Source organism: Desulfuromonadaceae bacterium (genome assembly GCA_019429445.1).
GTDB lineage: Bacteria > Desulfobacterota > Desulfuromonadia > Desulfuromonadales > JAHYIW01 > JAHYIW01.
Genome location: JAHYIW010000007.1, coordinates 76,481 through 101,769, shown reverse-complemented (window position 1 = coordinate 101,769; position 25,289 = coordinate 76,481). Strand labels below are relative to the sequence as shown.

The following is a 25,289-nucleotide window of genomic DNA, read 5'->3' as shown; positions in this document are numbered from 1 at the left end:
GACAGGCACCCGTTACGGGTGCCTGTCTTGCTTTTTGTGCGGGAGGACAGGGAGGGTGAAAGTTTTCAGTGCAAAAAAGTTCTTGACACGCAGAGTGGTTTAAATTACATTGATCAAAATTTATGCAAATAATGCATAAAAATAAATCAAAATATGCAAATTTTTTATGCATATCCTTCTCGGGAGGTACCTTGTTATGGCAAAATCATTAGATGAAAAAGTCGAACCGATTTTTCAGAGCGTGCTGGCGCGCAACCCCGGTGAAACCGAATTCCATCAGGCGACCCGCGAGGTTCTTGAATCGATCAGTCCGGTCCTTGTAAAGCACCCCGCATTCACCCATCACAAAATTATTGAACGCATTTGTGAGCCGGAGCGGCAGATTATCTTCCGGGTTCCCTGGACCGATGATCAAGGAATGGTACAGATCAACCGTGGTTTCCGGGTTGAATTCAACAGCGCGCTCGGTCCGTATAAGGGGGGGTTGCGTTTTCACCCCTCGGTTTATCTTGGGATTATCAAGTTTCTCGGTTTTGAACAGATTTTCAAAAACGCCCTGACCGGGATGCCGCTCGGTGGGGGTAAAGGTGGCTCCGATTTCGATCCCAAGGGCAAGTCCGACGAGGAAGTGATGCGTTTTTGCCAGAGTTTCATGACGGAACTGTATCGTCATATCGGCGAGCATACGGATGTTCCTGCCGGTGATATTGGTGTCGGTGGCCGCGAGATCGGTTATATGTTTGGCCAGTACAAGCGCATTACCAACCGTTGGGAAGCCGGCGTGCTGACCGGTAAGGGGCTCGACTGGGGCGGCTCGCTGGTACGCACCGAGGCCACCGGTTATGGTGCGGCTTTCTTTGTCGATGAAATGCTCAAGGTACGTGGTGACAGTTTTGAAGGTAAAACCTGTATTGTCTCCGGTTCGGGTAACGTGGCGATTTACGCCATCGAAAAAATCGCTGAACTCGGTGGCAAGACTGTTGCCTGTTCCGACTCGAATGGTTACATCTACGATGAAAAAGGGATCAATCTCGAAACGGTGCAACGCCTGAAAGAAATTGAACGGCGCCGGATCAAGGACTATTGCGAAGTCCACAAACATGCCAAATATGTCGCCAACGGCAACATCTGGGAGATCCCCTGTCAGGTGGCGATGCCTTCCGCGACTCAGAACGAGATCAATGGCAAGGATGCCAAAATGTTGGTGCAGAACGGCTGTATTGCCGTTGGCGAAGGTGCCAATATGCCGACCACTCCGGAAGGGGTGAAGATTTTCCTTGCCGCGCAGATTGCCTATGGCCCCGGCAAGGCCGCGAACGCCGGTGGCGTGGCCACCTCGGCGCTGGAGATGCAGCAGAACGCCTGCCGCGATTCGTGGGATTTTGAATACACCGAGGAGCGTTTGCGGAAAATCATGCGCAGCATTCACCGACTTTGTTACGAAACCGCGATGGAATACGGTTCTCCTGGCAACTATGTCGATGGCGCCAATATCGCCGGTTTCATTCGCGTCGCCAAGGCGATGGTTGCTTTCGGCGTGGTGTAAGGTCTGCGGATTGATATTTGTTGTTTAAATCGGTAAGATGCGGGGTCGGCGAAACTTTTCGTCGACCCCGTCTGTTTTAATATGATATCAGTCTGCCCCTGCATGCTCCTCGGCCCCGGTCGCTGGGGAGCATCAACCCCGTCGCTCGGCGCACCGGTCAATTTTTCAGAAATCTGCAACATGACCGTTCTCGATGAAGTGGCATTTCTCAGCGGCGGGCTGATGCCCGAGCTGTCGTACGTCTCACATTTTTTCCAGGACCTGGTTGAAGCGGATATCTTCTATACGGCGCTCTTCACGGAGAGCAACTTTTGTTTTTTCAAGCGCGCGATGTTGAACGAACAGGATAACGCTTTGGAGTGGGTATTGCCGTCAAGGGGTAACTTCAAGAAGGTCGTCAAGGGGTTCTCCGTGTCGGAGCGTGATCTGGTGCTGGTGGCAGATGTTGTCAGTCAGCAACAGCTTTGCTATCGTAGCGGAGGAACTCGCTGATTTGCACTGATCTTCCGCTGAAACAATTTCCTCAGCCCCAGCGGGGGGAGGTCAGGAGGGGGGGCGGAAGATTGGTCGCTAATCAGGTCAATCTTTGTTCGGCGGCTGATCCTTGCGTTGCCGCCGACGACGCAAAGCGGCGCGAATGCCGAAAAATAGACCGGCGGCGGTCAACACCCAGATGCAGAGAGTGAGAATTGTCTCGCTAAAGGTCAACACGGGGAAATGCCTGTCGGCGGGGAGGAACCCACATCAAAAACGCTTTCGGGTACACAACCCGGAAGCGTTTTCTTTATGCGCTCGTCCGGATCAGTTATGCAGCGGTACAACGATATCGACGCTTGCGACGGTCGCGTTTCCGGCGGCATCGGTTGCCTTGTAAGTCACAGTATAAACGCGGTCATCGCCGTTAAAAGCAAAACGCTCGGCACGCAGCTGGAACGACGTGTCGAACGTGCCGTATTCAGCACCGACGACGTCGTCGCAGCTCTGTGGCGCGGCATGGGCAGATTTCTGCCGCGCTGAAGAAGAACAAGGTTCACTGCTGACAATCGAAACCAGTTGCACCTGCGGGTTCAGATCCAGATTATCGGTCACCACAACGTGCAAATTAACGTCGCGCAGTTTATGATTCGGCGGCCATAACAGCGTGGTGTCCGGCGTAATCGAGACTTGCGGCGGGGTGGTGTCCCGCTGTTCAAGGAGTGCGACGTCGAACGGGCCGTTCCCGGTTGGCACGGTGCCGATCACTTCGCGGCGCGCGGTGTCAATCACCGAGAGGGTGTTCGAACCGAAGTTGGCGACATAGAGCCGTGTGCCGTCGGTGGAGAGGGAGAGCCGTTCCGGGGCAATCCCGACGGGGATCGTGGCAACCGTCTCGCGCACATTCAGATCAACGACCGATACCAGGTTACTCTGGTTATGGCTGACGTAAAGCATCGAACCCTGGTTGTCGATGGTCAGGTTGTTGGGTCTTGTCGCGACGGGGATGGAGCCACTGACACTCCAGGTGGCGGTGTCGATAACGGAGACAGAAGCCGAACCGCTATTGGCGACATAAATAAAGCGACCGAGCGGGTCAGTGACAACCCCCTTGGGAGAGCGACCAACAGTAATTGTTTTGACAACGGACTTCAATTGCAGATCGACGACATAGATGTAGCGGGAGAAGAAATAGCGGGTTACGTAGGCAAAGCGCCCCTGCGGATCAAGGGCGAGATCATAAGGGAAGGTGACCGGTGTTTGCCCGGTTTCAATGCCCTCGGCCAGATCAATATGGGAAACCATGCCGGTATTGCGGCAAACGGCATATGCGGACGCCCCGTCGCTGCTGATGTCAAGCGACAGCGGGTTGCACGACAATGTGATACTCCCGGTAACAGTCAGCGTTGCCGGGTCGATCATGTTGATATTGCCGGTGGTGTAGTTCGCGACGTAAATTTTGTCTCCGGCGGGGGAGACAGTGATCTGGTTGGGAAAGACGCCGACCTCTACCGCAGGTTGTGCTGAATGTGGCGGCGCCGCGTCAAAAATGTTAACCACGTTGTCATAAAATGCTGAGACAAAGAGCATTTCGGCGGCCAGAACGGGGGAGGAAAATAACAGGATCAGGCTGATCAACAGAAGTGGCGTTCTCATCTGTGCACTCCTTTGTGATCCATGATGATCATAATTAAACTTATCCGGGATGGTGGTGGATGTCAATCAGGATATAAAAATTGACAGAAATTGGGTGGAGTTGTATACAAAAGGGTCGATTTTAAAATCCTGTTTTGGCGATGGTAATATCCCCTCGCGAACGAGACTCTGGAGGCCGTGTAACGATGCCGAGAAACCGTGAAATCGCCCAGGCCAACCTGGAAAATCTCTACCGGATATTTACCGTTCCTGAAGCCCCCGACTCGACTCTCGGGAGTATCGATCAGGCGATTTCGGGGGACGTTTCCAGTTTTCTGCAGAGTCACATTGTCGCTCTTGAACGCGAGATGGAAGAGATTGAGGCCGATTTTAGCAACTCAGTGGTGCCTGAAGAACCGACCTATGTATCCGATTACACCGAGTTCCTGAAAGAAAAACTCGTCGCACAATCGGTTCATACCGCCTCCCCCGGTTTCGTTGGACACATGACCTCAGCAATCCCCTATTTCATGCTGCCGTTGTCGCGGATCATGACCGCTCTGAACCAGAATATGGTCAAGGTCGAGACCTCCAAAGCCTTCACCCCGATGGAACGTCAGGTCCTGGCAATGCTCCACCGGCTGGTTTATGCCAACACCGACGACTTTTACACACGCTGTATTCATGACAGCGACTACGCTCTCGGTGCCTTCTGCTCCGGCGGGACGATTGCGAACGTCACCGCCCTGTGGACGGCGCGTAACCGGCTGTTCGCCCCGACTGACACTTTCAGGGGGATCGCGCAGGTCGGGATGTTCAAGACGTTGCAACATTTTGACTGCAACGGGCTGGCGGTGCTGGCATCACGCCGGGCGCATTATTCGTTGGGGAAGGCGGTCGACCTGCTCGGCATCGGGCGGGAAAATTTGATTCGGGTTGAAACCGACGCGTATAACCGCATCGACATTGGACGGTTGCGTGAACATTGTCGGCGTATGCAGGGAGAGGGGATTCGTCCTCTGGGGTTGGTCAGTATCGCCGGCACGACCGAAACCGGCAACGTTGATCCGCTGGAAGCACTCGCCGATCTGGCGGGGGAACTCGGTTGCCACTACCATGTTGATGCCGCCTGGGGAGGTCCAACCCTCTTTTCCGACAAATATCGTCATTTGTTGCGGGGGATTGAACGGGCTGACTCGGTGACCCTTGATGCACACAAGCAACTCTACGTGCCGATGGGGGCGGGGATGGTGGTGTTTAAGGATCCCGCCGCGCTCAACGCGATTGAGCATCACGCCGCCTATATTCTGCGCCGCGGGGCCAAGGACCTGGGGAGTCATACGCTGGAAGGTTCACGCCCCGGCATGGCGATGCTGGTCCATGCCGGGTTGTCGATCATCGGTCGCAAAGGATACGAACTGCTGGTCGATCGCGGCATTGAAATCGCGCGCCGTTTTGCCGCGCAGATCATGGCCCATGCCGATTTTGAACTGGTCACCGCGCCGGAACTGAATATTCTGACCTATCGTTATCTCCCGGCCCGTATTCAGGCCGCGTTGGCGAACGCCTCCCCGGAGTTGGCGGTGCGGGTCAATGCCCTGCTCGATCAGGTCATCCGCGAGATCCAGAAACGGCAGCGCGCCAACGGTAAAACTTTTGTCTCCCGCACCAGCCTCGCCCCGACCCGCTACGCCGGTACCACGATTACCGTTTTTCGGGTGGTGCTGGCCAATCCCCTGACCACCGATGAACTCCTCACCGAAGTGCTTAACGAACAATGCGCTATCGCCAGCGAAGGACCGATCGACGGCTGGTTGACAGAGGCGGAATCGTTACTTGGGCTTTGCCCCTGAATGACACTGCTCCCGTAATCATAAAGAATCATAGTAACTGTTCAGCTCTTCTGTAGGAGCGGCTTTAGCGCGAACCATCGCGCCTGAAGGCGACTCCTACAGCGTCATTCCTGCATGATTTTAGCCGGAATCCAGATTTTCAGAGTTGAAAGTCTGGATCCCCGACAGGATCACTCGGGGATGACGACCCTTGGACGGGTAGCTGAATAGTTACGAATCATAAAGATCAGGCTGCGGCGATACGGGTGCACAACGCTTCGGCGGACGCCCCGGCCAGCAGCTCGGTGCAGCAACGTTTCGTTTCGATCAACTGCTTCAGTTTGCTTGCCAGGCCGGTGTCGCCGATCAGGATAGCACCGACCAGCCGGGTGTCGCGAAAGACCAGATAACGATAGCTGTCATCACGGGTGCCGATACTCTCAAAGGTTTGATAACTGCCGTCATCGGGATGCACCTGGCCGATACTGAAGAGATTAACATCAAGTACTTTAAGGATATTCGAGCGCGGAATCCCGGCGAAATCGAGCGCCGCCCCGGCAGCATTCATCCCGCCAATCGTCCCCTGAAACTGAGCCGGTGCCCAGGTACCGTAAGTGACACCCTGATGCGCGGCCACATCGCCGACCGCGAAAATATCGGGATCAGAGGTGCGCAGACGGTTATCGACCACCACCCCGTTGTCCACCTCCAGCCCCGCCAATCGAGCCAGATAGCTGTTGCTGCGCACCCCGGCGGCAATCACCACCAGTTCGGCGGGGTATAATTCCCCCGTTTCCAGCCGCACGCCGCAGACCTGTTGATCCCCGTCAAACTGCTTGATGCCGGTGTTACAGTGGAGTTCAATGCCCAGTTCGCGCACCGCTGCCGCCAGCAGTTCCCCCGCAGTGCGGTTCAGTTGGCGCGGCAACAGCCAGCCAAACCCTTCCAGCACCCGGACTTTAACCCCGCGTCGCGTCAGTGCGGCGGCCGTTTCCAGGCCGAGAACCCCGCCGCCGACCACCACACAGCGGGTCCCCGTTGTGCACCGCGCGAGAATCGCTTCGCAGTCGCGGCGCGTGCGCAGAGCGATAATATTTTCCCGCGTCGCACCTTCAATCGCCGGAACAATCGGGTGTGCTCCCAGCGCAAGGATCAACTTATCATAACTCAGGCTGCCATCACCTTTGAGATGCAGCTGGCGCGCGGCGCGGTCAATCTGCTGTAGTTCAGTGTCGCGCAGCACGTCGATGCGCTGCTCGGTGTACCAGCTTTCCGGGTGAATCGGCAGCGCCTCGGCAGGAATTTCTCCGGCCAGATAACGGGTCAGATTGAGGCGGTAGTAGGGAAGATCGGGTTCGCTGGTGATGAGGGTAATCGACGCCTCGGGAGCCTGCTGACGAGCGGCGGCGGCAGCAGAAACTCCAGCGATTCCGGCTCCGGCAATCACGATGGTCGCGGGAGCGGAAGTCCTTTCTCCGGTCCGCATCGATTCAGCATGGGGAGTGAAGCGGTCGGCATCAACGCCACATACCGGACATACTGGCGGTGGCGTATCACCGCTGGCGATGTAGTCGCAATTGAGACAGCGCCAGGCGTGCGCAACAGGTGCGGAGGGGGCGGTCGATGGTCTGCTTCGGGGTGTGAACAGTTCGGCCCCCGCGCCGCAGACCGGACAAGAAGCAACGCACTCATCCCCATGATGAATGTAACCACAAACCGAGCAAAGCCAGCTCTGAGCGATCATGAAGCTATCCTTTGTCGTGCGGGCGCGAGGATCCTCTGCCGGGTGCTCGGCAACCGGATTGCGGCACGCCGGGCATGTTGCGCAGACTGATCTCGTAGCGCGGTCGATCTACCAGCTGTAGGTCAAGGGATCGATATTCCCCTGTTGCATTAGCCACAACGAAAATTGTAGCGAATTTTTCTCAACAAGATGAACCTTCTCGCCACCGAAAATCTGCGGGTTTTTCATCGCGGCGGCAGTGATCTTTTTCTGTTTTTCGATCGGTACGGAGGTTGATGCGGTCAACACGTTGTCGGGATTCCCCTGTTTGGAAAATCGCGGGATATCGTAGGCGGTCAGTCCCGCAAAGCGGGATTTGTTGGCTTCCCACCACCAGTTTTTAACCACGGCGGCCCGGGCCTTCCCCGCACTGACGGCAGCGCATGCCGCGCCATGGTTTGCGGTGCCGATGGCGGCCTTGCCACCAGTGGCCGCTTTGGCGGTCGATTCACCGGAGGAAGCGCCGATAGTATAGGCGATTTCGGTGGGGAGGTCGCGCAGGATTTTTTGCGGATCCTGTCCTTCGGGGTAGATGAGGATGCCGCTGTAGAGTTCCTTGCCGTTATCAACCTGCACCAGTTGCTTCCCCAGCTGACGTGCCTTGATGATCGACTGGACAAAGGATCCGACGTAGACCAGGTTTTCGTCCCTGGTCGCGAAGGCAGTAAGGATTTCCGGGTAATTTTTGGCGATGCGCGCTTGAATGTCGAATCCTGTTTCGTGCGACAATGCGGCGGTGATCTGTTGCGCCTGTTGGGCTTTGCTTCCCCAGGCGGGGGGAAACCAGCAGGTTATCCGGTCAGCCGCAACCGCTTGTGATAGCGGGAGTACCAGTAGCGTCAGAATGGCCGTGGTCATCAAGAATTTTTTCATGTCTATATCTCCTTTTGATTAATTTCAGTATTGTAGCATGACTTCGTCGAAAATACAAAACCGGGTTCGTAAAGTTGCTGGACGCAGAGCGCCGCGACAGCTATGATGGCCGTTCATCATGAGCGATCCATTGGCACCGATCTGGTGCGTGTAAAGAAGAAGGAGAAGTGCAAAGATGGCGAACCGAACCAGTCCGATTCATCAGGCCGTCGCAAACGCTGTGGCCCGCGACACGGCATTGACCTTGCGGGATATTCGTCTGCTCCGCGAGAAGAGTGAACGACTTCTTTTGTTTTTTAAAGGGAATATCTGGGCGGCAATCGCCGTGCTCAACCTGGTGGTCTGGGTCGATTTGCCCCTTTCCACCGTGCAAGCGTTTCTTGCCGGTGCGCTGGCGGTTGTTTATGCCTTCACTTTCCCCATCATCATGATCCGCAGGCACCAGCGTTATTTGCTTCTGCTGGAAAAAGTTTCAACCGGTCCCAAAAAACGTCGCCTTGACGCGGCGGGGCAGCGCTACATAGCGGCCGTCAAGGAGCAGGGGCGCTCATTTATTGTCGCCGAGGTGGAGATGCTTGAAATGTAGACCAGGGCACCCGCGAGGGGTGCCCCTACGATGAACGGCCAACCGGTTGCAAATTGGTTTGCAGGGATACCCCTTGCGGGTGTCCAGAGTTTTGCAGGGCACCCGCGAGAATCAACTTTATCGGGAAACAGGTTTTTCCCTTTCAATGCAAAAGTTGGGGCTAATTCCCCGTAGCTTGCTGCGGGGTCATTCATGGAGAAAATGCTTGTGAATAAATCAAGTTTCAAGTTTGTCTTGTCGAACGGCAGCGAAGTTTCTATATTTATAAGATTTAGGTGAATGACTGATCAGTCTCCCCACCGGGGTGGCGAGGTTGCCGGAGTTTTGGATATGTTCTTCCTGGTTGTGCGTAAATGGCTTTTTTTACTCCTGCTGTTGATGGCGCTGGTCGCCTGTGGCGAGAAGGGGTCGGGGGCGGCAGCGGCTGCGCCGCCGGAACGGACGACCAATGTCAAGGTGCAGGGTGTGACCCTTGACGACGTGCAAGACACGATCTTGCTCCCCGGTACGGTTGAGGCGTGGGAGGATATCCTGCTCTCCGCCGAGCTGGCCGGGCCGGTGCGCTGGATTGGCCCGGCTGAAGGGGACTCAGTGGTTGCCGGTGAAGCCATTTTGCGCATCGATCCTGACACGCAGCGCGCCAACTACGAGCGGAGCGTTGCCGAGGTTGAATTGCAGCGTAAAAAATTCGAGCGCTACGCGCACATGATTGCGCAGCAGCTGATCAGTCAGCAGGAATACGACAATGTCGTTTATGATTACCGGCGGGCGCAGGCTGATCTTGAAGTCGAACGCCTGAATCTCGCAAAGAGCACCTTGAAAAGCCCGGTCAGCGGTGTTCTCGACCGGCTCCTGATCGACCGTGGCGAATATGTTTCCCCCGGCACTGCACTGGCGACAGTCGTTCAGATTGATCGTCTCAAGGTGCTGGTCGCGGTGCCGGAAAGAAATGTCCTTTTTTTTAAAGCGGGAGACCGGGTCACGGTTCGTTATGCGTCGGTCGATGGTGAGGACGGTCCGTCCCGTGAAGGGAAAATTGCGCATCTGGCGTATCAGGCCGATGCTCTGACCCGCACCTACCGTGCGGAAATTGCGCTTGACAATCCGCACCGGCAGTTACGACCGGGGATGATCGTGCGGGTGGAATTCTTTCGCCGGACACTGACCCAGGTAGTGACGGTCCCTCTCTTTGCCGTCGTTGAACGCGATGGTGTCACCTATGTCTACATCGAGGACAACGGTATTGCCCACCAGCGGAAGGTGATTACCGGTCTGGTCAGTGACGATCAGGTGGTGATCCTTGACGGAATATCCAGGGGGGAGCGATTGATCGTCAGGGGGCAGCAACTGATCAGTGACGGCGATCGTGTCGTGGTAACGGACGATTAAGATGCTGATCACGAACATCTCTATTCGTCAGCGCAGCACCGTTTTTGCTCTGATGCTGATCGCGGTGATCGTCGGCACCTACAGTTATCTGGTGCTGCAGCGCGAATCGAACCCCGATGTGACCATTCCTTATGTTTTTGTCGTCACCAACTATGAAGGGGTGGCCTCGGCGGATATCGAAACGCTGATCACCGATCACATTGAACGCAAGCTGAAAGGGCTCAAAGAGGTTGAGGAAATCCGCTCGATCAGCGCCGAGGGCTCGTCGATGATCACCATCGAGTTCAACACCGAGGTTGATATCGATGATGCGTTGCAGTGGGTGCGCGACAAGGTCGATCAGGCCAAAGGGGACCTCCCCGCCGACCTGGAGAACGATCCGTCGATCATTGAAGTCAATATGGCCGAATTTCCGATTCTGACCGTGGCGGTTTCCGGTGCGGTTGATGAGCTGATCCTGAAAGCGGTGGCCGAAGAGCTGGAAGATCGGATCGAGGAAGTGTCCGGCGTTCTCGATGTGGTGCTGACCGGTGGCCGCGAGCGGGAAGTGCGGGTCGAATTTGACCCTGAACGGCTTGCCGCCTACCGGATTTCGTTCGCGGAAATTGTCGCCGCGATTCAGCGCGAAAATGTCAATACCCCCGGTGGCAGTATCGACATCGGCAAGGGGAAATATCTGCTGCGCATTCCCGGCGAATTCACGCAACCGGAACAGATTGACAACCTGGTGATGATCACCCGCGACGGTCGGCCCGTCTATTACAAGGATGTCGCCGCGATCGACTTTACCTTTAAAGACCGGATCAGTCACGCGCGGCTCAACGGTGCTGAAAGCGTGACCCTGGCCGTTAAAAAGCGTGCCGGTGAAAACATTATCAACGTCACCGATCGGGTCTTCGCCCTGCTGGACGTCGCTAGAAGCCAGCTGCCCACGGGGGTATCGCTGGCAGTGACGCTCAATCAGTCGAAAGATATCCGCCGCATGGTTGGCGAACTGGAGAACAATATCCTCTCCGGGCTGATTCTGGTGGTGGCCGTCCTCTTCTTTTTTCTTGGGTTGCGCAACTCGATCTTTGTCGCTCTGGCTATCCCTTTTTCGATGCTGATTTCATTCGTGGTGCTCAATGCTTTAAGCATCACCCTCAACATGGTGGTCCTGTTCAGTCTGATTCTGGCGTTGGGGATGCTGGTCGATAACGCGATTGTGATCGTCGAAAATATCTATCGCCATATGCAGGAGGGGGCCGGGCGTGCTGCCGCCGCGTGCGCCGCTGCCGCCGAGGTCGGCTGGCCGGTGATCAGTTCAACGCTGACAACCCTCTGCGCGTTTTTACCGATGGCGTTCTGGCCCGATCTGATTGGTGAGTTCATGAAATTTCTGCCGATCACCCTGATCATCACCTTGAGCGCGTCGCTCTTTGTCGCGCTGGTGATTACCCCGGTGCTGTGCGCCACCTTCATGCATGTAGCGCATCAGGAGGTGCAACCGGATATCGAGCGCACGCGGGTGATTCGCTTCTATCGACGCTTGCTCGACGGCGCACTCCGCCGGCGCGGAACAACGATCCTTGCCGCCACTGTCACCATGATCGTCGCCGTGATGCTCTTTTCGTTCTTCAGTGCCGGGGTCGAATTTTTTCCCGACGGCGCACCGAACCGGGCTTTTGTCGAGTTGAAGTCACCTGAGGGGACAGGACTGGAAACCTCCAACGAGCTGGCACGGCGGGTTGAAGAGATTGCCCGTCAGGAAACGGACATCCGCTTTGTCACCGGTGAAGCCGGGGTGCCGCCGAGTGGTGAGGCGGCGAGCAGTGGCGTCGGTCAGTCACACATGAGCAAGGTTTCCCTCGAATTTGTTGAACGGGCGCAGCGCAAGGAGAGCAGCGACCGGGTGCTGGAGCGAATCAGACGAGCGATGGCCGATTTTTCAGGGGCGGAAATCAAGGTCGAAAAGGCCAAGAACGGCCCGCCCACCGGTCCGCCGGTGAGTGTTGAGATCAGCGGTGAAAAAGTGGCCATTCTGGAGTCAGTGCTTGCCCGTGCACGCAAACGGATCAAGGATGTTCCAGGTCTGGTCGATCTGAAAGATGATCTGTCCCGCGCCAAACCGGAAATCCGCGTGATCGTTGATCGCGAAAAAGCGGCGCTGCTCGGTCTGTCTACCGCAGAAATTTCCGCCATGGTCAAAGCCGCGATATCCGGCACCAAAGTCGGGACGTATCGCGATGGTCAGGATGAGTATGACATCGTCGCCCGCCTCCCGGAACGGCGGCGGCAAGCGCTGGCCGATATTGAAAATCTGCTGATCCCGACCACCACCGGAGCTCCGGTGCCGCTGCTGAGCGTCGCCAGGCTGGAGATCGGTTCCGGCTTCGGGGCGATTCGGCACATCGATCAGGACCGCGTGGTGACCCTGACCGCCAACACGCTGGGGCGCAACAGTAACGCCGTGCTCAACGATGTTCAGGCCCGTCTGGCAACGCTCGAACTACCTGCCGGCTATCGCATTCACTTTTCCGGAGAGCAGGAAGAACAGCAGAAAGCGGCGGACTTTTTGAGCAAGGCATTTCTGGTCGCCCTGTTTCTGATCTTGCTGGTGCTCATCACCCAGTTCAATTCGCTGACCAAGACATTGATCGTCATGAGTTCGGTGGTGCTGTCGTTGACCGGTGTTTTTATCGGCCTGACCGTGACGCAGATGCCGTTTGGCGTCATCATGACCGGGATCGGAATCGTCTCGCTGGCGGGGGTGGTGGTCAACAACGCCATCGTGCTCATCGATTATATCAATCAACTGCGTCAGCAAGGGATGGAGCTGCACGATGCCTTGCTCCGGGCCGGGACGGTGCGCTTTCGGCCCGTGATGCTGACCGCGATCACGACGATTCTCGGTCTGTTGCCGATGGCGGTCGGGGTCAGCTTCGATTTTCATACCTTCGCCTGGGAAATCGGCGGCGAGTCGGCACAGTGGTGGGGGCCGATGGCGGTCGCGGTAATTTTCGGGCTGGCATTTGCCACCCTGCTGACCCTGGTGGTGGTTCCGGTATTGTATTCATTGTCGGAAACACTGCCGGGAACCTTTTCGCGGCTGCAAGCCGCTCCCACAGAGGCAAGCCGCTCCCACAGGGAAACGCCGGAGGATCTTTTGTAGGAGCGGCTTGCAGCCGCGAAGCCTGCGGTGGCTGATGGAGCCCGGTTCGCGGCCGGGAAGCCGCTCCCACAGAGGAACACTCCTCCCACCGGGGGGGCTAAGGGAAGATGTGACACCCGTCGTGCTGATTCGGTTGTAATAACATTCCTCACACAGGAGGTACACCATGCACCATTTTGCGCTGACCATCGTCGGTCGCGACCGTCCCGGCATTGTTGCCCAGGCCACCGAAATCTTGTTTAAACTCGGGTGCAATATCGCTGATTCAAGTTGCACCATCCTCGGTGGCCAGTTCGCGATGATCCTGATCATCTCCCATCTTGATTATCGTGAAAGTGCCGATTTTGGCGATGCGTTTGCACCGCTGGAAGATGTCGATCTGTCGGTGATGATCCGTACCCTCAAGCCGGGCGGAGAAAAATATCCGTATTTAGAGGGGGCGCTGTGTATGATTTCGGTTTACGGCGCGGATCAGCCGGGGATCGTTTACCACGTTGCCAGGGCGCTGGCCGAGCGCAAAATCAATGTCACCGATCTCAACACCAAACTGATTGGCACCGAAGTACGTCCGGTTTACGTGATGATGATTGAAGCCGTTTTGCCGTCCGGGCTGGAGCTGGGAGAACTGGAATCGGTGCTCGATAACATCCGCCAGGAAATGCAGGTCGATATTTCAGTCCGGGCGATTGAAACAGTGGAGTTATAGCCGATGGCGATCCGCGAAATTCTGCTCTATCCTGACGCACGCCTGAAAGCGAAGTGTGAACCGGTGGCGATCCTCAATGCCGGGGTGGATGCGCTGATTCAGGATCTGATCGATACGATGGTGGCGGCGGGGCACTCGGTCGGGGTCGCCGCCCCGCAGATCGGCGATACCCGGCGGGTGGTGGTGGTCGATGTGGCGAAGAGCAAGCTCGGGCGCGACAACAACCACGGACTGCTGACGCTGGTGAATCCGGAAATCATGTCGCGTGAAGGGAAAAAAGTGCTGCGCGAAGGGTGCATGAGCGTTCCTGACTACACTGGCAATGTCGTCCGCGCCGAGGAAATCGTGGTGCAGTTTACTGACCGTGACGGCAGCGAGCGGGTGGTGCGGTCGAGCGGTTTTGAAGCCGTTGCGATCCAGCACGAGCTCGATCACCTCGACGGCCTGCTCTTTCTCGATCGGGTGTCGAATCTGAAAACCGATATATTCCGGCGCAAGGGGGGCTAAAACTCTGGAAATATCCCCAGATATTCTGCCGTCACTTCGCGCCATCCGGTCTCCTTGGCCAGCCCCGCCACCAGACCGTTCACGTCCCTTTCACGTTCCGCCGCGTAGCTGATCTCCACCAGTCCCTGATGCCCGTCAAGGGTGCGTAAAAACACCAGCCCTGCATAGCTTTCGACAATAAAACGCAGGTGACCGATCTCGGCGCGCGCCACCGAAAAGATCCGTTTTTTAAATGGAGGGTGCATGATTATTCCCCTTAAGCGTTCGTTTATCTTGTCATGTCATTCGCTTTTGTAGTATCTTTCGCAGGTTAATATGTCAAGAATTTGCTGCTTTACCCAAGGAGTCTGCATGACCAAGCAAGAGCCTGAATTTATCCCCAAATGGATCGCCTGGGAATCGACCCAGCGCTGCAATCTCAACTGCGTGCATTGCCGCTGCTCCTCCGATATGGATGCGGCGATCGGCGACTTCAATACCGCCGAAGCTTTTAAATTGATCGACGATATTTGCGAGGTATCCACGCCGGTGATGGTCCTGTCCGGTGGTGAGCCGTTGTTGCGCGCCGATATCTTCGAGGTTGCCGAGTACGGCACCAGCAAGGGGCTGCGGATGTGCATGGCGACCAACGGTACCCTGATCACCGACGAAATCTGCGCCAAAATGAAGGCCGCCGATATCAAGATGGTCTCGCTGTCCCTCGATGGTTCGACCGCCGAGATTCATGACAACTTCCGTTCCTGTCCGGGAGCGTTTGAAGGGGTGCTTCGCGGTGCCGAAACGCTCAAGCGCAACGGCATCAAATTTCTGATCAACTCCTCTTTCACCAAGCGCAACCAGCACGACATCGGTGACACCTTCCATCTCGCCAAACGTCTCGGTGCCACCGCCTGGTACATGTTCATGATTGTCCCCACCGGTCGTGGCGAAGAGATCATGAACGAGCTGATTTCCAAGGAAGACTACGAGGAGATTCTCAGCTGGCACTATGAACAGGAAAAGGGCGAGGACGAGATCCTGATGCGCCCGACCTGCGCGCCGCACTACTACCGGGTGGTGCCGCAGCTGGCCAAGGCCGAAGGGGTCGATTTCAAGCGCCGCTCCCTGACCTTTTCCACCGGCGGCGGCAAGGGGTGCATCGCCGCGCAGACGATCTGCCTGATCGACTGTTTCGGTAACCTCAAGCCGTGCTCCTATTTCCACTCATCGGTCGGCAATGTCAAACAGATCCCGTTCAAGGAGCTGTGGTTCAACTCCAGGACCTTCAACGAACTGCGCGATTTCAAGAGCTACAAGGGCAAATGTGGCGAATGCGAGTTCATCAACGTCTGCGGCGGCTGCCGCGCCCGTGCCGATGCGGTCTACGGCGACTATATGGCGGAAGAGCCGTTCTGCACCTACTTTCCGAAGCGGACGCTGAAACGGATGGAAGAAGAATCGAAAAAGCTGGCACCGGAAAAATAGATCGCATTCCCCCTTTCCCCATTGCGCAAGCGGGCTGACCTTCGTGCTTGTCTGTCTCAGGGGCATGCGTTAGGAGATAAGAGATGATTGAACTTCATCCTCAATATCTGATTGACGAAAAAAATCAGCGTCAAGCTGTTGTGCTGCCTTGTGATGAGTGGGAACATATTCTCGAAGCTCTGGAAGAGCTTGATGATGTGAAGGCATTTGATCGGGCGAAGAGCGGTGCAGGGGAAGCTTTACCGTTTGAGCAGGCAGTTCGCGAAATCGAGCAGGATTACAAGGCGTGAGCTATGCCCTCGAAATTTTGCGCAGTGCGCAAAAACAACTGGCACATATCGACCGACACGATCAGTTGCGGATTATAACAGCGATTCGCTCCCTTGCCGATGAACCTCATCCAGCAGGGAGCAAAAAACTGTCTGGGCGTGACGCTTGGCGTATACGTGTTGGTACCTACCGCATCATCTATGAAATTCAGCATGACCGGCTACTCGTTCTGGTTGTCTCAATCGGTCATCGCAGGGCAGTCTATCGTTAGACGTTAATTAAAATAGCAACATTCATATTACTCAGGAGGAACATCAAAATGTCCAAAGAATACCCTTTCATCAAGGCCTGCTGGGGCCAGCCCACCGCGTATGTCCCCGTTTGGCTGATGCGTCAGGCCGGTCGTTATCTCCAGTGTTACAAAGATGTGCGCGCCCAGGGGGGCGGCACCTTTCTTGATCTGTGCAAAGATCCGGCGCGGGCCGCCGAAGTCTCCATTCAGCCGATCGACATTCTCAATGTTGATGCGGCAATCATGTTTTCCGACATCCTCACCCCGATCGAACCGATGGGGATGGAACTCGACTTCACCCCCGGCCCGGTTTTCGCCAAGCCGATCCGCACCGCAGCTGACGTGGACGCCCTGATCGTTCCCGCCGATATGGCCCAGGCGGTTCCTTACGTGGCGGCGATCATCAAGCGCCTGCGCGTCGCCCTTGAAGGGCGTGTGCCGCTGATCGGTTTTGGCGGCGCACCCTTCACCCTCGCCTGCTACATGGTCGAAGGGAAGGGGAGCAAGGATTTTGCGGCGCTCAAGCAGATGATGTACGGCGATTTTCCTTTGTATGATGCGCTGATGAAAAAGATCACCGCGATGGACACCGCCTATCTCAACATGCAGATTGACGCCGGTGCCCAGGCGATCCAGATCTTCGACACCTGGGGCGGCCTGCTGGCGCCGCACGATTTCGAGCGCTACATCCTCCCCTACGCCAAGCAGTTGATCAACGGCCTCAAACGTGACGGTATCCCGGTCATCTACTTTGTCAAAGGGGGTGGCACCATGCTCGAACTGGTCAAGGAAGCCGGCGCCGACGTCGTCGGTCTCGACTGGCATATCGGTCTTGGCAAGGCGCGCGACATTCTCGGCGACGATGTGGCGGTGCAGGGCAACCTCGACCCGACCGTGCTCTACGCGCCGCAGGACTACATCGAAAAAGAAGTCCAGCGCATTCTTGACGAAAACGCCGGACGCCCCGGTCTTATCTTCAACCTCGGCCACGGCATCCTGCCGACGGTGCCGCCGGAGAATGCCATTCACATGGTTGAGTGCGTGCATCGGTTGTCGGGGAAGTAAGGAACGGCTGATGGGGGAGAGTCAACGTCTGAAGACGCAAAAGGTTGATGACAACTTGTTGCAGGAAATGACCCGGCGATTGGTGTCAGCGCTCGACCCCGAGCAAATCATTCTTTTTGGCTCCCGGGTCTGGGGGGTACCGACCGAGACCAGCGATGTTGATCTGTTCGTCGTCGTGGAGGAGAGTCAACTCCCCCCGGCACTGCGTGCCCGTGCGGCGCATCGTTGCTTGCGGGGCTTGAACATCCCCAAGGATGTTCTGGTGCGGACCCGTGCCGAAGCGGACAAATACCGGGCGGTGTCTGCATCCCTCGAATATCTGATCTTCGAGAAGGGGCGGGTGCTGTATGAGCGACACTAAGAGAGAGATGGTTACCCATTGGCTGCTGAAGGCCAAACGGGATCTGCAATCTGCCCGTGCTTTGGTCGCAGTCTCGCCGCCGTTGCGGGATACGGCGATTTTTCATTGTCAGCAGGCGGCGGAGAAGGTGTTGAAGGGGTTTCTCGCTCATCATCAGCAGCGGCTTGAGCGAACCCATGATGTCGGGCAGTTGCTGGAGTATGCCGTAACTATCGCACCGCAATTAGCGCAGTTGAGCGATGCCGCCGAGTTATTGACTCCCTATGCGACGGAATACCGTTATCCGGGGGACTTTGTCGAACCGGATCAAGCCGAGTTCGACGAAGCGTATGAGGCTGCGGATTTGATCTGTAGAACAATCATGGCGCATCTGCCGGAATAATTTTGTAGCACGTAGGTTGGGTTGAATGAAATGAAACCCAACATTGCTGGCGCACCACCGACGGGGGTTTTATGAGAGCATGTGTTGGGTTTCGCTTTGCTCTATATGTGTTGGGTTTCGCTTTGCTCTATATGTGTTGGGTTTCGCTTTGCTCTATATGTGTTGGGTTTCGCTTTGCTCTATATGTGTTGGGTTTCGCTTTGCTCAACATGTGTTGGGTTTCGCTTTGCTCAACCCAACCTACGTTGACTCGACGGATGGGTGGTGGTAAGCACGTAGGTTGGGTTGAATGAAATGAAACCCAACATTGCTGGCGCTGACTGTTTTGGAGGATTGTTTATGTCAAGAAACCTCATTGTGCTGCTCACCTGTGTACTCTTTTCCACCCAACCCGCCCTGGCCGGGTTCATCTCCGGCTTTGAGCCGGTCTGGGATTACGGCCGCAAGCCGGTTGCTGCCGGTGCCACCGGCGGCAAAAGTTTCACCGACCCGACCACCGGCATGGAGTTTGTTCTGGTCAAGGGGGGGTGTTTTCAGATGGGTTCCAATAAGGGTGACAGCGATGAAAAGCCGGTGCATGAGGTGTGTGTCGATGATTTTTATATGGGCAAATATGAGGTGACTCAGGGGCAGTGGCAGAAGGTCACGGGCAGTAACCCTGCTCACGTCAAAAAGGGCAACAACTACCCGGTTGAGAAGGTCAGCTGGAACGACGTGCAGGGTTACCTTCGGCAGTTGAACCAGCGGAGCGGCAAGACCTTCCGTCTGCCGACCGAGGCCGAATGGGAATATGCCGCCCGCAGCGGCGGCAAGAGCGAGAAGTATTCAGGTAGTAACGATGTTGATGCGGTCGCTTGGTATAATGGCAACAGTGGCAACCAAACCCATCCGGTTGGGCAGAAACAGCCCAATGGCCTTGGGCTGTATGATATGAGTGGCAATGTTTGGGAGTGGTGCCAGGACTGGTACGACAGTGGCTACTATACCAAGAGCCCCAGGCAGAATCCGCAGGGCCCGTCAGGCGGGTCGTTCCGCGTCGAACGCGGCGGCGGCTGGAACAACGGACCGAGGGGCGTGCGCTCGGCGTACCGGATCAGGAGCAGTCCGGGCAACCGCAGCAACTACCTGGGTTTCCGCCTTGTCACTCAAGACCGGGGTTAGGTGGAGGTGTGATTGGAGGCGCAGGGGAGGGCGAGCGGAGCCGCCCGGACCAGCGCCGGAAATGACACCGGAACCCAAATTTTTTGTTTTGTGGGAGCGGCTTTCAGCGCGTAGGTTGGGTTGAATGAAATGAAACCCAACATTGCTGGCGCACCACCGACGGGTATTTTATGAGAGCATGTGTTGGGTTTCGCTTTGCTCAACACGTGTTGGGTTTCGCTTTGCTCAACCCAACCTACGTTGACTCGACGGATGGGTGGTGGTAATCACGTAGAAACCCAACATTGCTGGCGCACCACCGACGGGTATTTTATGAGAGCATGTGTTGGGTTTCGCTTTGCTCTACATGTGTTGGGTTTCGCTTTGCTCAACATGTGTTGGGTTTCGCTTTGCTCAACCCAACCTACGTTGACTCGACGGATGGGTGGTGGTAAGGGAGGTGGATATGCGTTATCGTCGGTCACGGGTATGCGGGGGATGTTACTTTTTTACGGTGGTAACGCACCAACGGCAACGGTTGTTTGCTGTGCCGGAAAATGTGGATGTGCTGCGGACGGCTTTTCGCACGGTGATAGCCCGGTATCCGTTTGTTGTTGACGCTGTTGTGTTGTTGCCGGATCATTTGCACTGTCTCTGGACCCTTCCGGAGGGCGATGCTGGTTTCTCGACACGCTGGCGGCTCATCAAAACCGAATTCACCCGCCATTGCCGACCGGAATTGCGCGTGCCGGTCAGCGCGTCCCGCCTGAACAAGAAGGAACAGGGGATCTGGCAACGGCGCTTCTGGGAACACCAGATTCGCGACGACGAGGATTTTCGCCACCACCTGGATTACATCCACTTCAACCCGGTGAAGCACGGGCTGGTGGAGGATGCCGCGTTGTGGCCGTATTCGAGTATGAGGCGTTATTTGCGAAGCGGGGTATATCCGGATGGGTGGGGACGAAGCGAATGATGTTGGGTTTCGCTGCGCTCAACCCAACCTACGTTCTTGATGGGAGGGGCCGGGGGAGGGTGATATGCAGCAATGCCTGTGTGGGAGCGGCTTTCAGCCGCGAAGATTTTGGTGGCAGAGGGAAGCCGTAGGGATACCCCTTGCGGGTATCCAGGTTTTGGTTGGTGACCACCACAGGCCCTTAAAATCAGGGCACCCGCAAGGGGCGCCCCTACAATTCACTGTTGTGCAGGGTGGGTAGGGTATCCAAAAAACCAACGACAATTGCGGAATATCAGCGCGGGAGGGTTGAAAGATGGACACAGAGATGCAGCAATTCGCGGAAGAAATCGGCAATCAGGTCGTTGAACGGATCGGCGTCCAACTCGGTGTGTTTTACGAGGCAGTGATGACCAGGCTTGACGCCATCATTGAAGTCCAACAAACACTTGCAGACAAGTCTGATCGGACGCGGACAGGATCGTTGCTTCGGGATTGATTTCAGACCCCGATTATTCAGAGGGAGAGCGAATTTATGAATAAGTTAGTCATCCTAATGTTCCTGACCATCTTCGCCACCCCGGCGCTGGCCGCCGACACCTGCGACATCGCCGCGACGCTGGCCGAAAAAGGGGTGAAGACGTTTGCCTCCAACAAGGCTGAAGGGTTGAAGCTGCTGATCAAGGCGCGGGAACTCTGTTCCTCTGATCCGGCTTACAGTTACAACCTTGGTGTGGCCTACTATCACTACGGACGCGGGGCCGATGCGCTGCCGTTATTGGAAGCGGCGGTGGCTAAAAATGGCAGCAAGGCGAGCTGGCTGAATAATCTGGCGGTGGTGCAACTGGAGCAGGGATTGCCCGCTGACGGGGCGCGCAAGCTGGCGGAAAAAGCGGTCAAGCTGGATTCCGCTGACCCCGCGATTCAGGAAACCCTGGCGCAGGCGCGTTATGCCGCTGGCCGGGAGGTTGAGGCGTTGCAAGGACTGGCTGCGGCGAACGACAATCAGCTGGTCAAAACCCGCGCCGCACTCCTTGATCGCTATCTGGCCGCCCAGTTGCAGCGCATCCAGCACGGGGAAGAAAAACCGGCACTGAGCGCGTTGCAACAGGTGGCTTTCTTGCCGGACGGGGCCCGCACCTATGCCCTGGTGCTGGCGCGCCTCGGGCGTGGCGAAGCAGCACTGCTGGCGATCGGCGCGGCGCAAAAGAACTTCCCTCGTGACCGCTCGATTGGTGACGCCGCCGATGAGGTTGGTGAGCAGGTGGCGGCAGGATTGTACCGTGATTATCAGAGCGGTCAGACCGGCTCGGCAGTGCAGCAAGCAAAGAAACTGGCAGAAGATTATCCGCAGATGGCGTCCCTGAAAATCGCTTATGACAAGCTGCTCGAAGCGTTGGTGGCCGATGCGACAACGATCAATGTGCCTGCGGCTGGCCAGCGTAAATCGCGCGTTGCTGTCGCCGGAGCCAGTGACGCCCTGCTCGCCGGGATCGGCAGCGTGGCAGGGGGTGGCGAAGCCGTGAACTTGCGTGTTGATGTGGACGAGAATATTCCGACCGGCAAGCAAGCCGGACGCGACGATGTGGCGGTGGTGATCGGCAATCGCAGCTACGGCGTGGCGGGTACGCCGAATGTTGATTATGCCCTGCGTGACGCGGCGGTGATGCGCGAGTATCTGGTCAAGACCCTTGGTTTTGACGCGAAGAATATCCTCTATGTCGAGAATGCCACCTATGCCGGTTTCGCCCAGTTGTTCGGGCGCGAGGGGGATCATCGCGGCAAGTTGAACAACTATGTGGTGCCGGGAAAATCGGACGTTTTTGTCTATTATGTCGGCCACGGCGCGCCTGACCCCGAGAGTGGCGACGCCTACTTTGTGCCGGTCGATGCCGACCCGCAGTACCTGGGCACCGGCGGGTATCGTTTGCAGACCTTTTATGATAATCTGGCCAAACTCCCGGCCAAATCGATCACCGTGGTGCTTGATTCCTGCTTTTCCGGCAACTCGGCGGGCGGGCTCCTCTTCAAGGGGGTCAGCTCGATCAGCCTGCGGGCCAAAGCGGTGGTGGCTCCGGCCCGCTTGACGGTTTTCGCCAGTTCACGCGATGATCAGATGTCCAACTGGTATGACGAGAAACGCCACAGTCTCTTTACCTATTACTTCCTCAAGGGCCTCGGCGGCGAAGCCGATGCCGACAACAACCGCAAGGTGACGGTGGCGGAGCTGGCGACCTACCTTGATGCCGAAGTGCCACGCATGGCCCGGCGCCTCAAGGGGGCAGCGCAGGCCCCGCAGATTTCCGGCGACCGCAGCGCGGTGCTGGCCGATTTGCGGTAGCTCTTTATTTACAGGTGTAAAGGGGGAGAACCTGAAAGAAAAAGGTGTTCTTGGGTTAGATCTTAAATCCGCCTTTTCAGCGTTAATCAGCGTCCAGAGGTCAAAAGCTGTTGGGACGCTGATTGTCATGATGAACGCTGATCAAGACTAAAGTAAAACCAATTGTAACTGTTCAGCTCTTATGTAGGAGCGGCTTTAGCCGCGAACCATCACGCCTGAAGCCGCTCCTACAGTGTCATTCCGGCATGATTTTAGCCGGAATCCAGATTTTTCAGGGTTGAAAGTCTGGATCCCCGACAGGATCACTCGGGGATGACGACCCTTGAACGGGTAGGTGAATAGTTACAACCAATTCATTAGTTTTTTGTTCCGCAAAATACTGACGATTGGTGACATAGAAGAGGTGCTCTGCTGATATGACATCCCCGCATAAACCGACCGGCCTGGTGCTGCTCAACATGGGTGGTCCCGACTCACTGGAGGCGGTTGAACCGTTCCTCTACAATCTGTTCTCCGACCGCGAGCTGATTCAGCTGCCCGCCGGGGCGCTGTTGCAGAAGCCGTTTGCGAAACTCATCTCTCATTTTCGCGCTAAAAAAGTCCGCTGGAACTATCAGGCGATCGGCGGCAAATCACCGTTGCTGGAATGGACGACCAGGCAGGCGGTCGGCACTGCCGAGTTGCTGGGCGAAGACTGGAAACCGTATGTCGTGATGCGCTACTGGCAGCCGCGGGCCGCAGAGGTGTTGCGCCAGATGGCGGCGGACGGCGTGGAAGAGGCGGTGGTGGTGTCGATGTATCCGCATTACACCGGGGCAACCACCGGCAGCAGTGTGAACGATTTTCGGGCGGCGGCACGGCGGATTCATCCGCAACTAAGCTTCAGCGTGATTGAAGAATGGCACGACTGGCCCGCTTATCTCGATGCGCTGGCGGAACAGATTCGCCTCGGGCTGGAGCAGTTTCATGAGCTGCGTCGCGATGAGGTGCCGATCCTCTTTTCCGCCCACGCCCTGCCGCAGAAATTCATCGATCGTGGCGACCCCTATCTGGAACACGTCCTGGCGACCGCGCGCGGCACCATGGACCGGGTCGGCGGGCACCCCTGGCAGATCGGTTTTCAAAGCCGCAGCGGCCCGGTCAAATGGATGGAACCGGGAACCCTCGACGTGATCGACCGACTCGCCGCCGAGGGGCATAAAGCGCTGCTCATCGTGCCGATTTCATTTGTTTCCGACCATATTGAAACGTTGCAGGAAATCGATATGGAGTTTGTCGAACATGCGTACAAGGCGGGGATCGTGCAGCTCAAGCGTGCCCCGTCACTCAACACTGCCCCGGTTTTTCTGAACGCCCTGGCGACACTGGTGCAGCACCATCTGGGATTACGATGAAAACCTGTTCGTTGTGTCAGGCAAGGTTTGATCCGGCGCTGCGCGCCGCTGATCCGGCAACCGAGGCGGGGTTGTTTCTGGCGCGGGAGCTTTATGATGATGCGGATGACGTGTGCCCTCGTTGTCTGGCCAATCGAGGTATTCTGGGGATGATGTATTGCCGCGAATTCGACTGATTTTCTACAACCCGCTGTCGCGCAACTTCGTCAACAGTTCCTGCTGCTCATCGGTCAACTCTTTCGGAACCGCAATTCTGATCACCGCGTAAAGATCCCCTTTGGTTTTTTTCTGCACACCAAATCCCTTGAGCCGAATTTTGCCGCCGGTCTGCATCCCCGCCGGGATCTTGACCCGTTTGTGCCCGTCGAGTGTTGGTACGTCAATCGTGGTGCCGAGGCAGGCACCGCTGAACGGCACCAGCACGGTGACGCTCAGGTCGTTGCCGTCGCGGCTAAAGAGCGGATCGGGATCGATACCGATTTCCAGAAACAGATTGCCCGGTGTGCCGCCGCCCGGAGCCGGAGCGCCTTTGCCGGAAACGCGCAGTTTCTGCCCCGGCTCAATCCCCGCCGGGATGCGGATGTTGAGCTGTTCGCTGCCGTGGTCGGTACGAAAATCAACCCGCCGCTCGCCCCCGGTGACCGCCAGCCGGAAGGGGATGGTGATGCGCATGGAATAGTCCTGCCCTTTCATCGGGCGGTGCCCGCGTCCGCCGTGACGCCGACCGCCGCCGAACAACTGGCTTAAGATGTCGTCGTTGCCGCCGCCGAAGCCGAATTCCCGAAAAATATCGCCGAGATCGGCGTTGCGAAAGATATCTTCCTGACTGAAGCGCTGATGAAAATCGGTGTCGCCAAACTGATCGTACTGCTGGCGTTTCTGTTTGTCGGAGAGCACCGCGTAGGCCTCGGTGATTTCCTTGAAATGCTCTTCAGCGGCGTGGTCGCCGGGGTTTTTGTCGGGGTGATATTTCAGTGCCAGTTTACGGTAGGATTTTTTGATCTCTTTGTCGTCGGCGGTTTTGCTGACGCCGAGGGTCGCGTAATAATCTTTAGCCATTGGTCAGTGCCTCGCAGCTTTTGGTAAGTTGTCGTAATATAGCCATTAACGCGCCGAACCGCAAGGACTGCGGGGAAAAAAGGG

Annotated in this window: 25 protein-coding genes; 20 read left to right on the top strand and 5 right to left on the bottom strand. The window is 56.6% G+C overall.

Features of this window, described 5'->3' with window-relative positions; genetic code table 11:
* The first annotated feature begins 196 nt into the window (after window positions 1-196).
* Together gdhA and K0A93_04040 are read left to right on the top strand one after the other, a co-directional pair.
* On the top strand, window positions 197-1,546 hold the full coding sequence (gdhA, locus tag K0A93_04045) for an NADP-specific glutamate dehydrogenase (protein ID MBW6511278.1): 1,350 nt from the start codon (window positions 197-199) through the stop codon (window positions 1,544-1,546).
* Window positions 1,547-1,627: 81 nt separating this feature from the next.
* The gene (locus K0A93_04040; GenBank protein MBW6511277.1) at window positions 1,628-2,038 is read left to right on the top strand and encodes a hypothetical protein; all 411 of its coding nucleotides are present in this window, start codon (window positions 1,628-1,630) and stop codon (window positions 2,036-2,038) included.
* A 309-nt stretch (window positions 2,039-2,347) separates the two neighbouring features.
* Here the strand turns inward: K0A93_04040 and K0A93_04035 are convergent, their stop codons facing one another.
* Complete coding sequence (locus K0A93_04035; protein MBW6511276.1) at window positions 2,348-3,676, bottom strand: YncE family protein; 1,329 nt, start codon at window positions 3,674-3,676, stop codon at window positions 2,348-2,350.
* A gap of 185 nt (window positions 3,677-3,861) precedes the next feature.
* Here K0A93_04035 and panP point away from each other — a divergent pair, with 185 nt between their 5' ends.
* On the top strand, window positions 3,862-5,508 hold the full coding sequence (gene panP, locus K0A93_04030) for a putative pyridoxal-dependent aspartate 1-decarboxylase (protein ID MBW6511275.1): 1,647 nt from the start codon (window positions 3,862-3,864) through the stop codon (window positions 5,506-5,508).
* Between the two features lie 226 nt (window positions 5,509-5,734).
* Here panP and K0A93_04025 read toward each other — a convergent pair whose 3' ends face one another.
* The gene (locus K0A93_04025; protein ID MBW6511274.1) at window positions 5,735-7,231 is read right to left on the bottom strand and encodes an FAD-dependent oxidoreductase; all 1,497 of its coding nucleotides are present in this window, start codon (window positions 7,229-7,231) and stop codon (window positions 5,735-5,737) included.
* Between the two features lie 108 nt (window positions 7,232-7,339).
* On the bottom strand, window positions 7,340-8,143 hold the full coding sequence (locus tag K0A93_04020; protein ID MBW6511273.1) for a phosphate/phosphite/phosphonate ABC transporter substrate-binding protein: 804 nt from the start codon (window positions 8,141-8,143) through the stop codon (window positions 7,340-7,342).
* Between the two features lie 175 nt (window positions 8,144-8,318).
* Between K0A93_04020 and K0A93_04015 the strand changes: the two genes are divergently transcribed.
* The 5 genes from K0A93_04015 (at window position 8,319) to def (ending at window position 14,482) form a co-directional block, all read left to right on the top strand.
* Window positions 8,319-8,729: a hypothetical protein gene (locus tag K0A93_04015; protein ID MBW6511272.1), complete on the top strand. Its 411-nt coding sequence runs from the start codon at window positions 8,319-8,321 to the stop codon at window positions 8,727-8,729.
* A 279-nt stretch (window positions 8,730-9,008) separates the two neighbouring features.
* A complete protein-coding gene (locus tag K0A93_04010) occupies window positions 9,009-10,118 on the top strand; it encodes an efflux RND transporter periplasmic adaptor subunit (GenBank protein MBW6511271.1) in 1,110 nt (369 codons plus the stop codon).
* 1 nt (window position 10,119) lies between these two features.
* Entirely contained in the window at window positions 10,120-13,269 is a 3,150-nt protein-coding gene (locus K0A93_04005; protein MBW6511270.1) for an efflux RND transporter permease subunit, read from the top strand.
* A gap of 166 nt (window positions 13,270-13,435) precedes the next feature.
* Window positions 13,436-13,975, top strand: coding sequence for an amino acid-binding protein (locus tag K0A93_04000; protein MBW6511269.1), 540 nt, complete (start codon window positions 13,436-13,438; stop codon window positions 13,973-13,975).
* 3 nt (window positions 13,976-13,978) lie between these two features.
* On the top strand, window positions 13,979-14,482 hold the full coding sequence (gene def / locus K0A93_03995) for a peptide deformylase (GenBank protein MBW6511268.1): 504 nt from the start codon (window positions 13,979-13,981) through the stop codon (window positions 14,480-14,482).
* On the opposite strand, the gene K0A93_03990 is transcribed toward def, so the two are convergent.
* Window positions 14,479-14,727 (bottom strand): DUF4911 domain-containing protein, encoded by a 249-nt coding sequence (locus K0A93_03990; protein ID MBW6511267.1) that lies wholly within the window; start codon window positions 14,725-14,727, stop codon window positions 14,479-14,481. The two genes, def and K0A93_03990, sit on opposite strands and share 4 nt — an antisense overlap.
* A 106-nt stretch (window positions 14,728-14,833) precedes the next feature.
* Between K0A93_03990 and K0A93_03985 the strand changes: the two genes are divergently transcribed.
* The 12 genes from K0A93_03985 to K0A93_03930 all read left to right on the top strand — a co-directional run bounded on the left by K0A93_03985 (window position 14,834) and on the right by K0A93_03930 (window position 24,322).
* A complete protein-coding gene (locus K0A93_03985) occupies window positions 14,834-15,946 on the top strand; it encodes a radical SAM protein (GenBank protein MBW6511266.1) in 1,113 nt (370 codons plus the stop codon).
* 83 nt (window positions 15,947-16,029) lie between these two features.
* Window positions 16,030-16,236: a hypothetical protein gene (locus K0A93_03980; GenBank protein MBW6511265.1), complete on the top strand. Its 207-nt coding sequence runs from the start codon at window positions 16,030-16,032 to the stop codon at window positions 16,234-16,236.
* Window positions 16,233-16,487, top strand: a complete 255-nt coding sequence (locus tag K0A93_03975; protein ID MBW6511264.1) for a type II toxin-antitoxin system RelE/ParE family toxin — start codon at window positions 16,233-16,235, stop codon at window positions 16,485-16,487. Before K0A93_03980 ends, K0A93_03975 begins: the two co-directional genes overlap by 4 nt.
* A gap of 48 nt (window positions 16,488-16,535) precedes the next feature.
* A complete protein-coding gene (gene hemE / locus K0A93_03970) occupies window positions 16,536-17,573 on the top strand; it encodes a uroporphyrinogen decarboxylase (GenBank protein MBW6511263.1) in 1,038 nt (345 codons plus the stop codon).
* Between the two features lie 10 nt (window positions 17,574-17,583).
* A complete protein-coding gene (locus tag K0A93_03965) occupies window positions 17,584-17,934 on the top strand; it encodes a nucleotidyltransferase domain-containing protein (protein ID MBW6511262.1) in 351 nt (116 codons plus the stop codon).
* The gene (locus tag K0A93_03960) at window positions 17,921-18,316 is read left to right on the top strand and encodes a HEPN domain-containing protein (protein ID MBW6511261.1); all 396 of its coding nucleotides are present in this window, start codon (window positions 17,921-17,923) and stop codon (window positions 18,314-18,316) included. The genes K0A93_03965 and K0A93_03960 overlap by 14 nt, the downstream gene beginning before the upstream one ends.
* A gap of 339 nt (window positions 18,317-18,655) precedes the next feature.
* Window positions 18,656-19,477, top strand: a complete 822-nt coding sequence (locus tag K0A93_03955; protein MBW6511260.1) for a formylglycine-generating enzyme family protein — start codon at window positions 18,656-18,658, stop codon at window positions 19,475-19,477.
* A 445-nt stretch (window positions 19,478-19,922) separates the two neighbouring features.
* Complete coding sequence (locus tag K0A93_03950; protein ID MBW6511259.1) at window positions 19,923-20,432, top strand: transposase; 510 nt, start codon at window positions 19,923-19,925, stop codon at window positions 20,430-20,432.
* A 295-nt stretch (window positions 20,433-20,727) separates the two neighbouring features.
* On the top strand, window positions 20,728-20,910 hold the full coding sequence (locus K0A93_03945; GenBank protein ID MBW6511258.1) for a hypothetical protein: 183 nt from the start codon (window positions 20,728-20,730) through the stop codon (window positions 20,908-20,910).
* Between the two features lie 36 nt (window positions 20,911-20,946).
* The gene (locus K0A93_03940) at window positions 20,947-22,752 is read left to right on the top strand and encodes a caspase family protein (GenBank protein ID MBW6511257.1); all 1,806 of its coding nucleotides are present in this window, start codon (window positions 20,947-20,949) and stop codon (window positions 22,750-22,752) included.
* A gap of 416 nt (window positions 22,753-23,168) precedes the next feature.
* Entirely contained in the window at window positions 23,169-24,146 is a 978-nt protein-coding gene (gene hemH / locus K0A93_03935) for a ferrochelatase (protein ID MBW6511256.1), read from the top strand.
* A complete protein-coding gene (locus K0A93_03930) occupies window positions 24,143-24,322 on the top strand; it encodes a hypothetical protein (protein ID MBW6511255.1) in 180 nt (59 codons plus the stop codon). The genes hemH and K0A93_03930 overlap by 4 nt, the downstream gene beginning before the upstream one ends.
* Before the next feature lie 4 nt (window positions 24,323-24,326).
* On the opposite strand, the gene K0A93_03925 is transcribed toward K0A93_03930, so the two are convergent.
* A complete protein-coding gene (locus tag K0A93_03925) occupies window positions 24,327-25,205 on the bottom strand; it encodes a DnaJ domain-containing protein (GenBank protein MBW6511254.1) in 879 nt (292 codons plus the stop codon).
* Window positions 25,206-25,289: the final 84 nt, after the last annotated feature.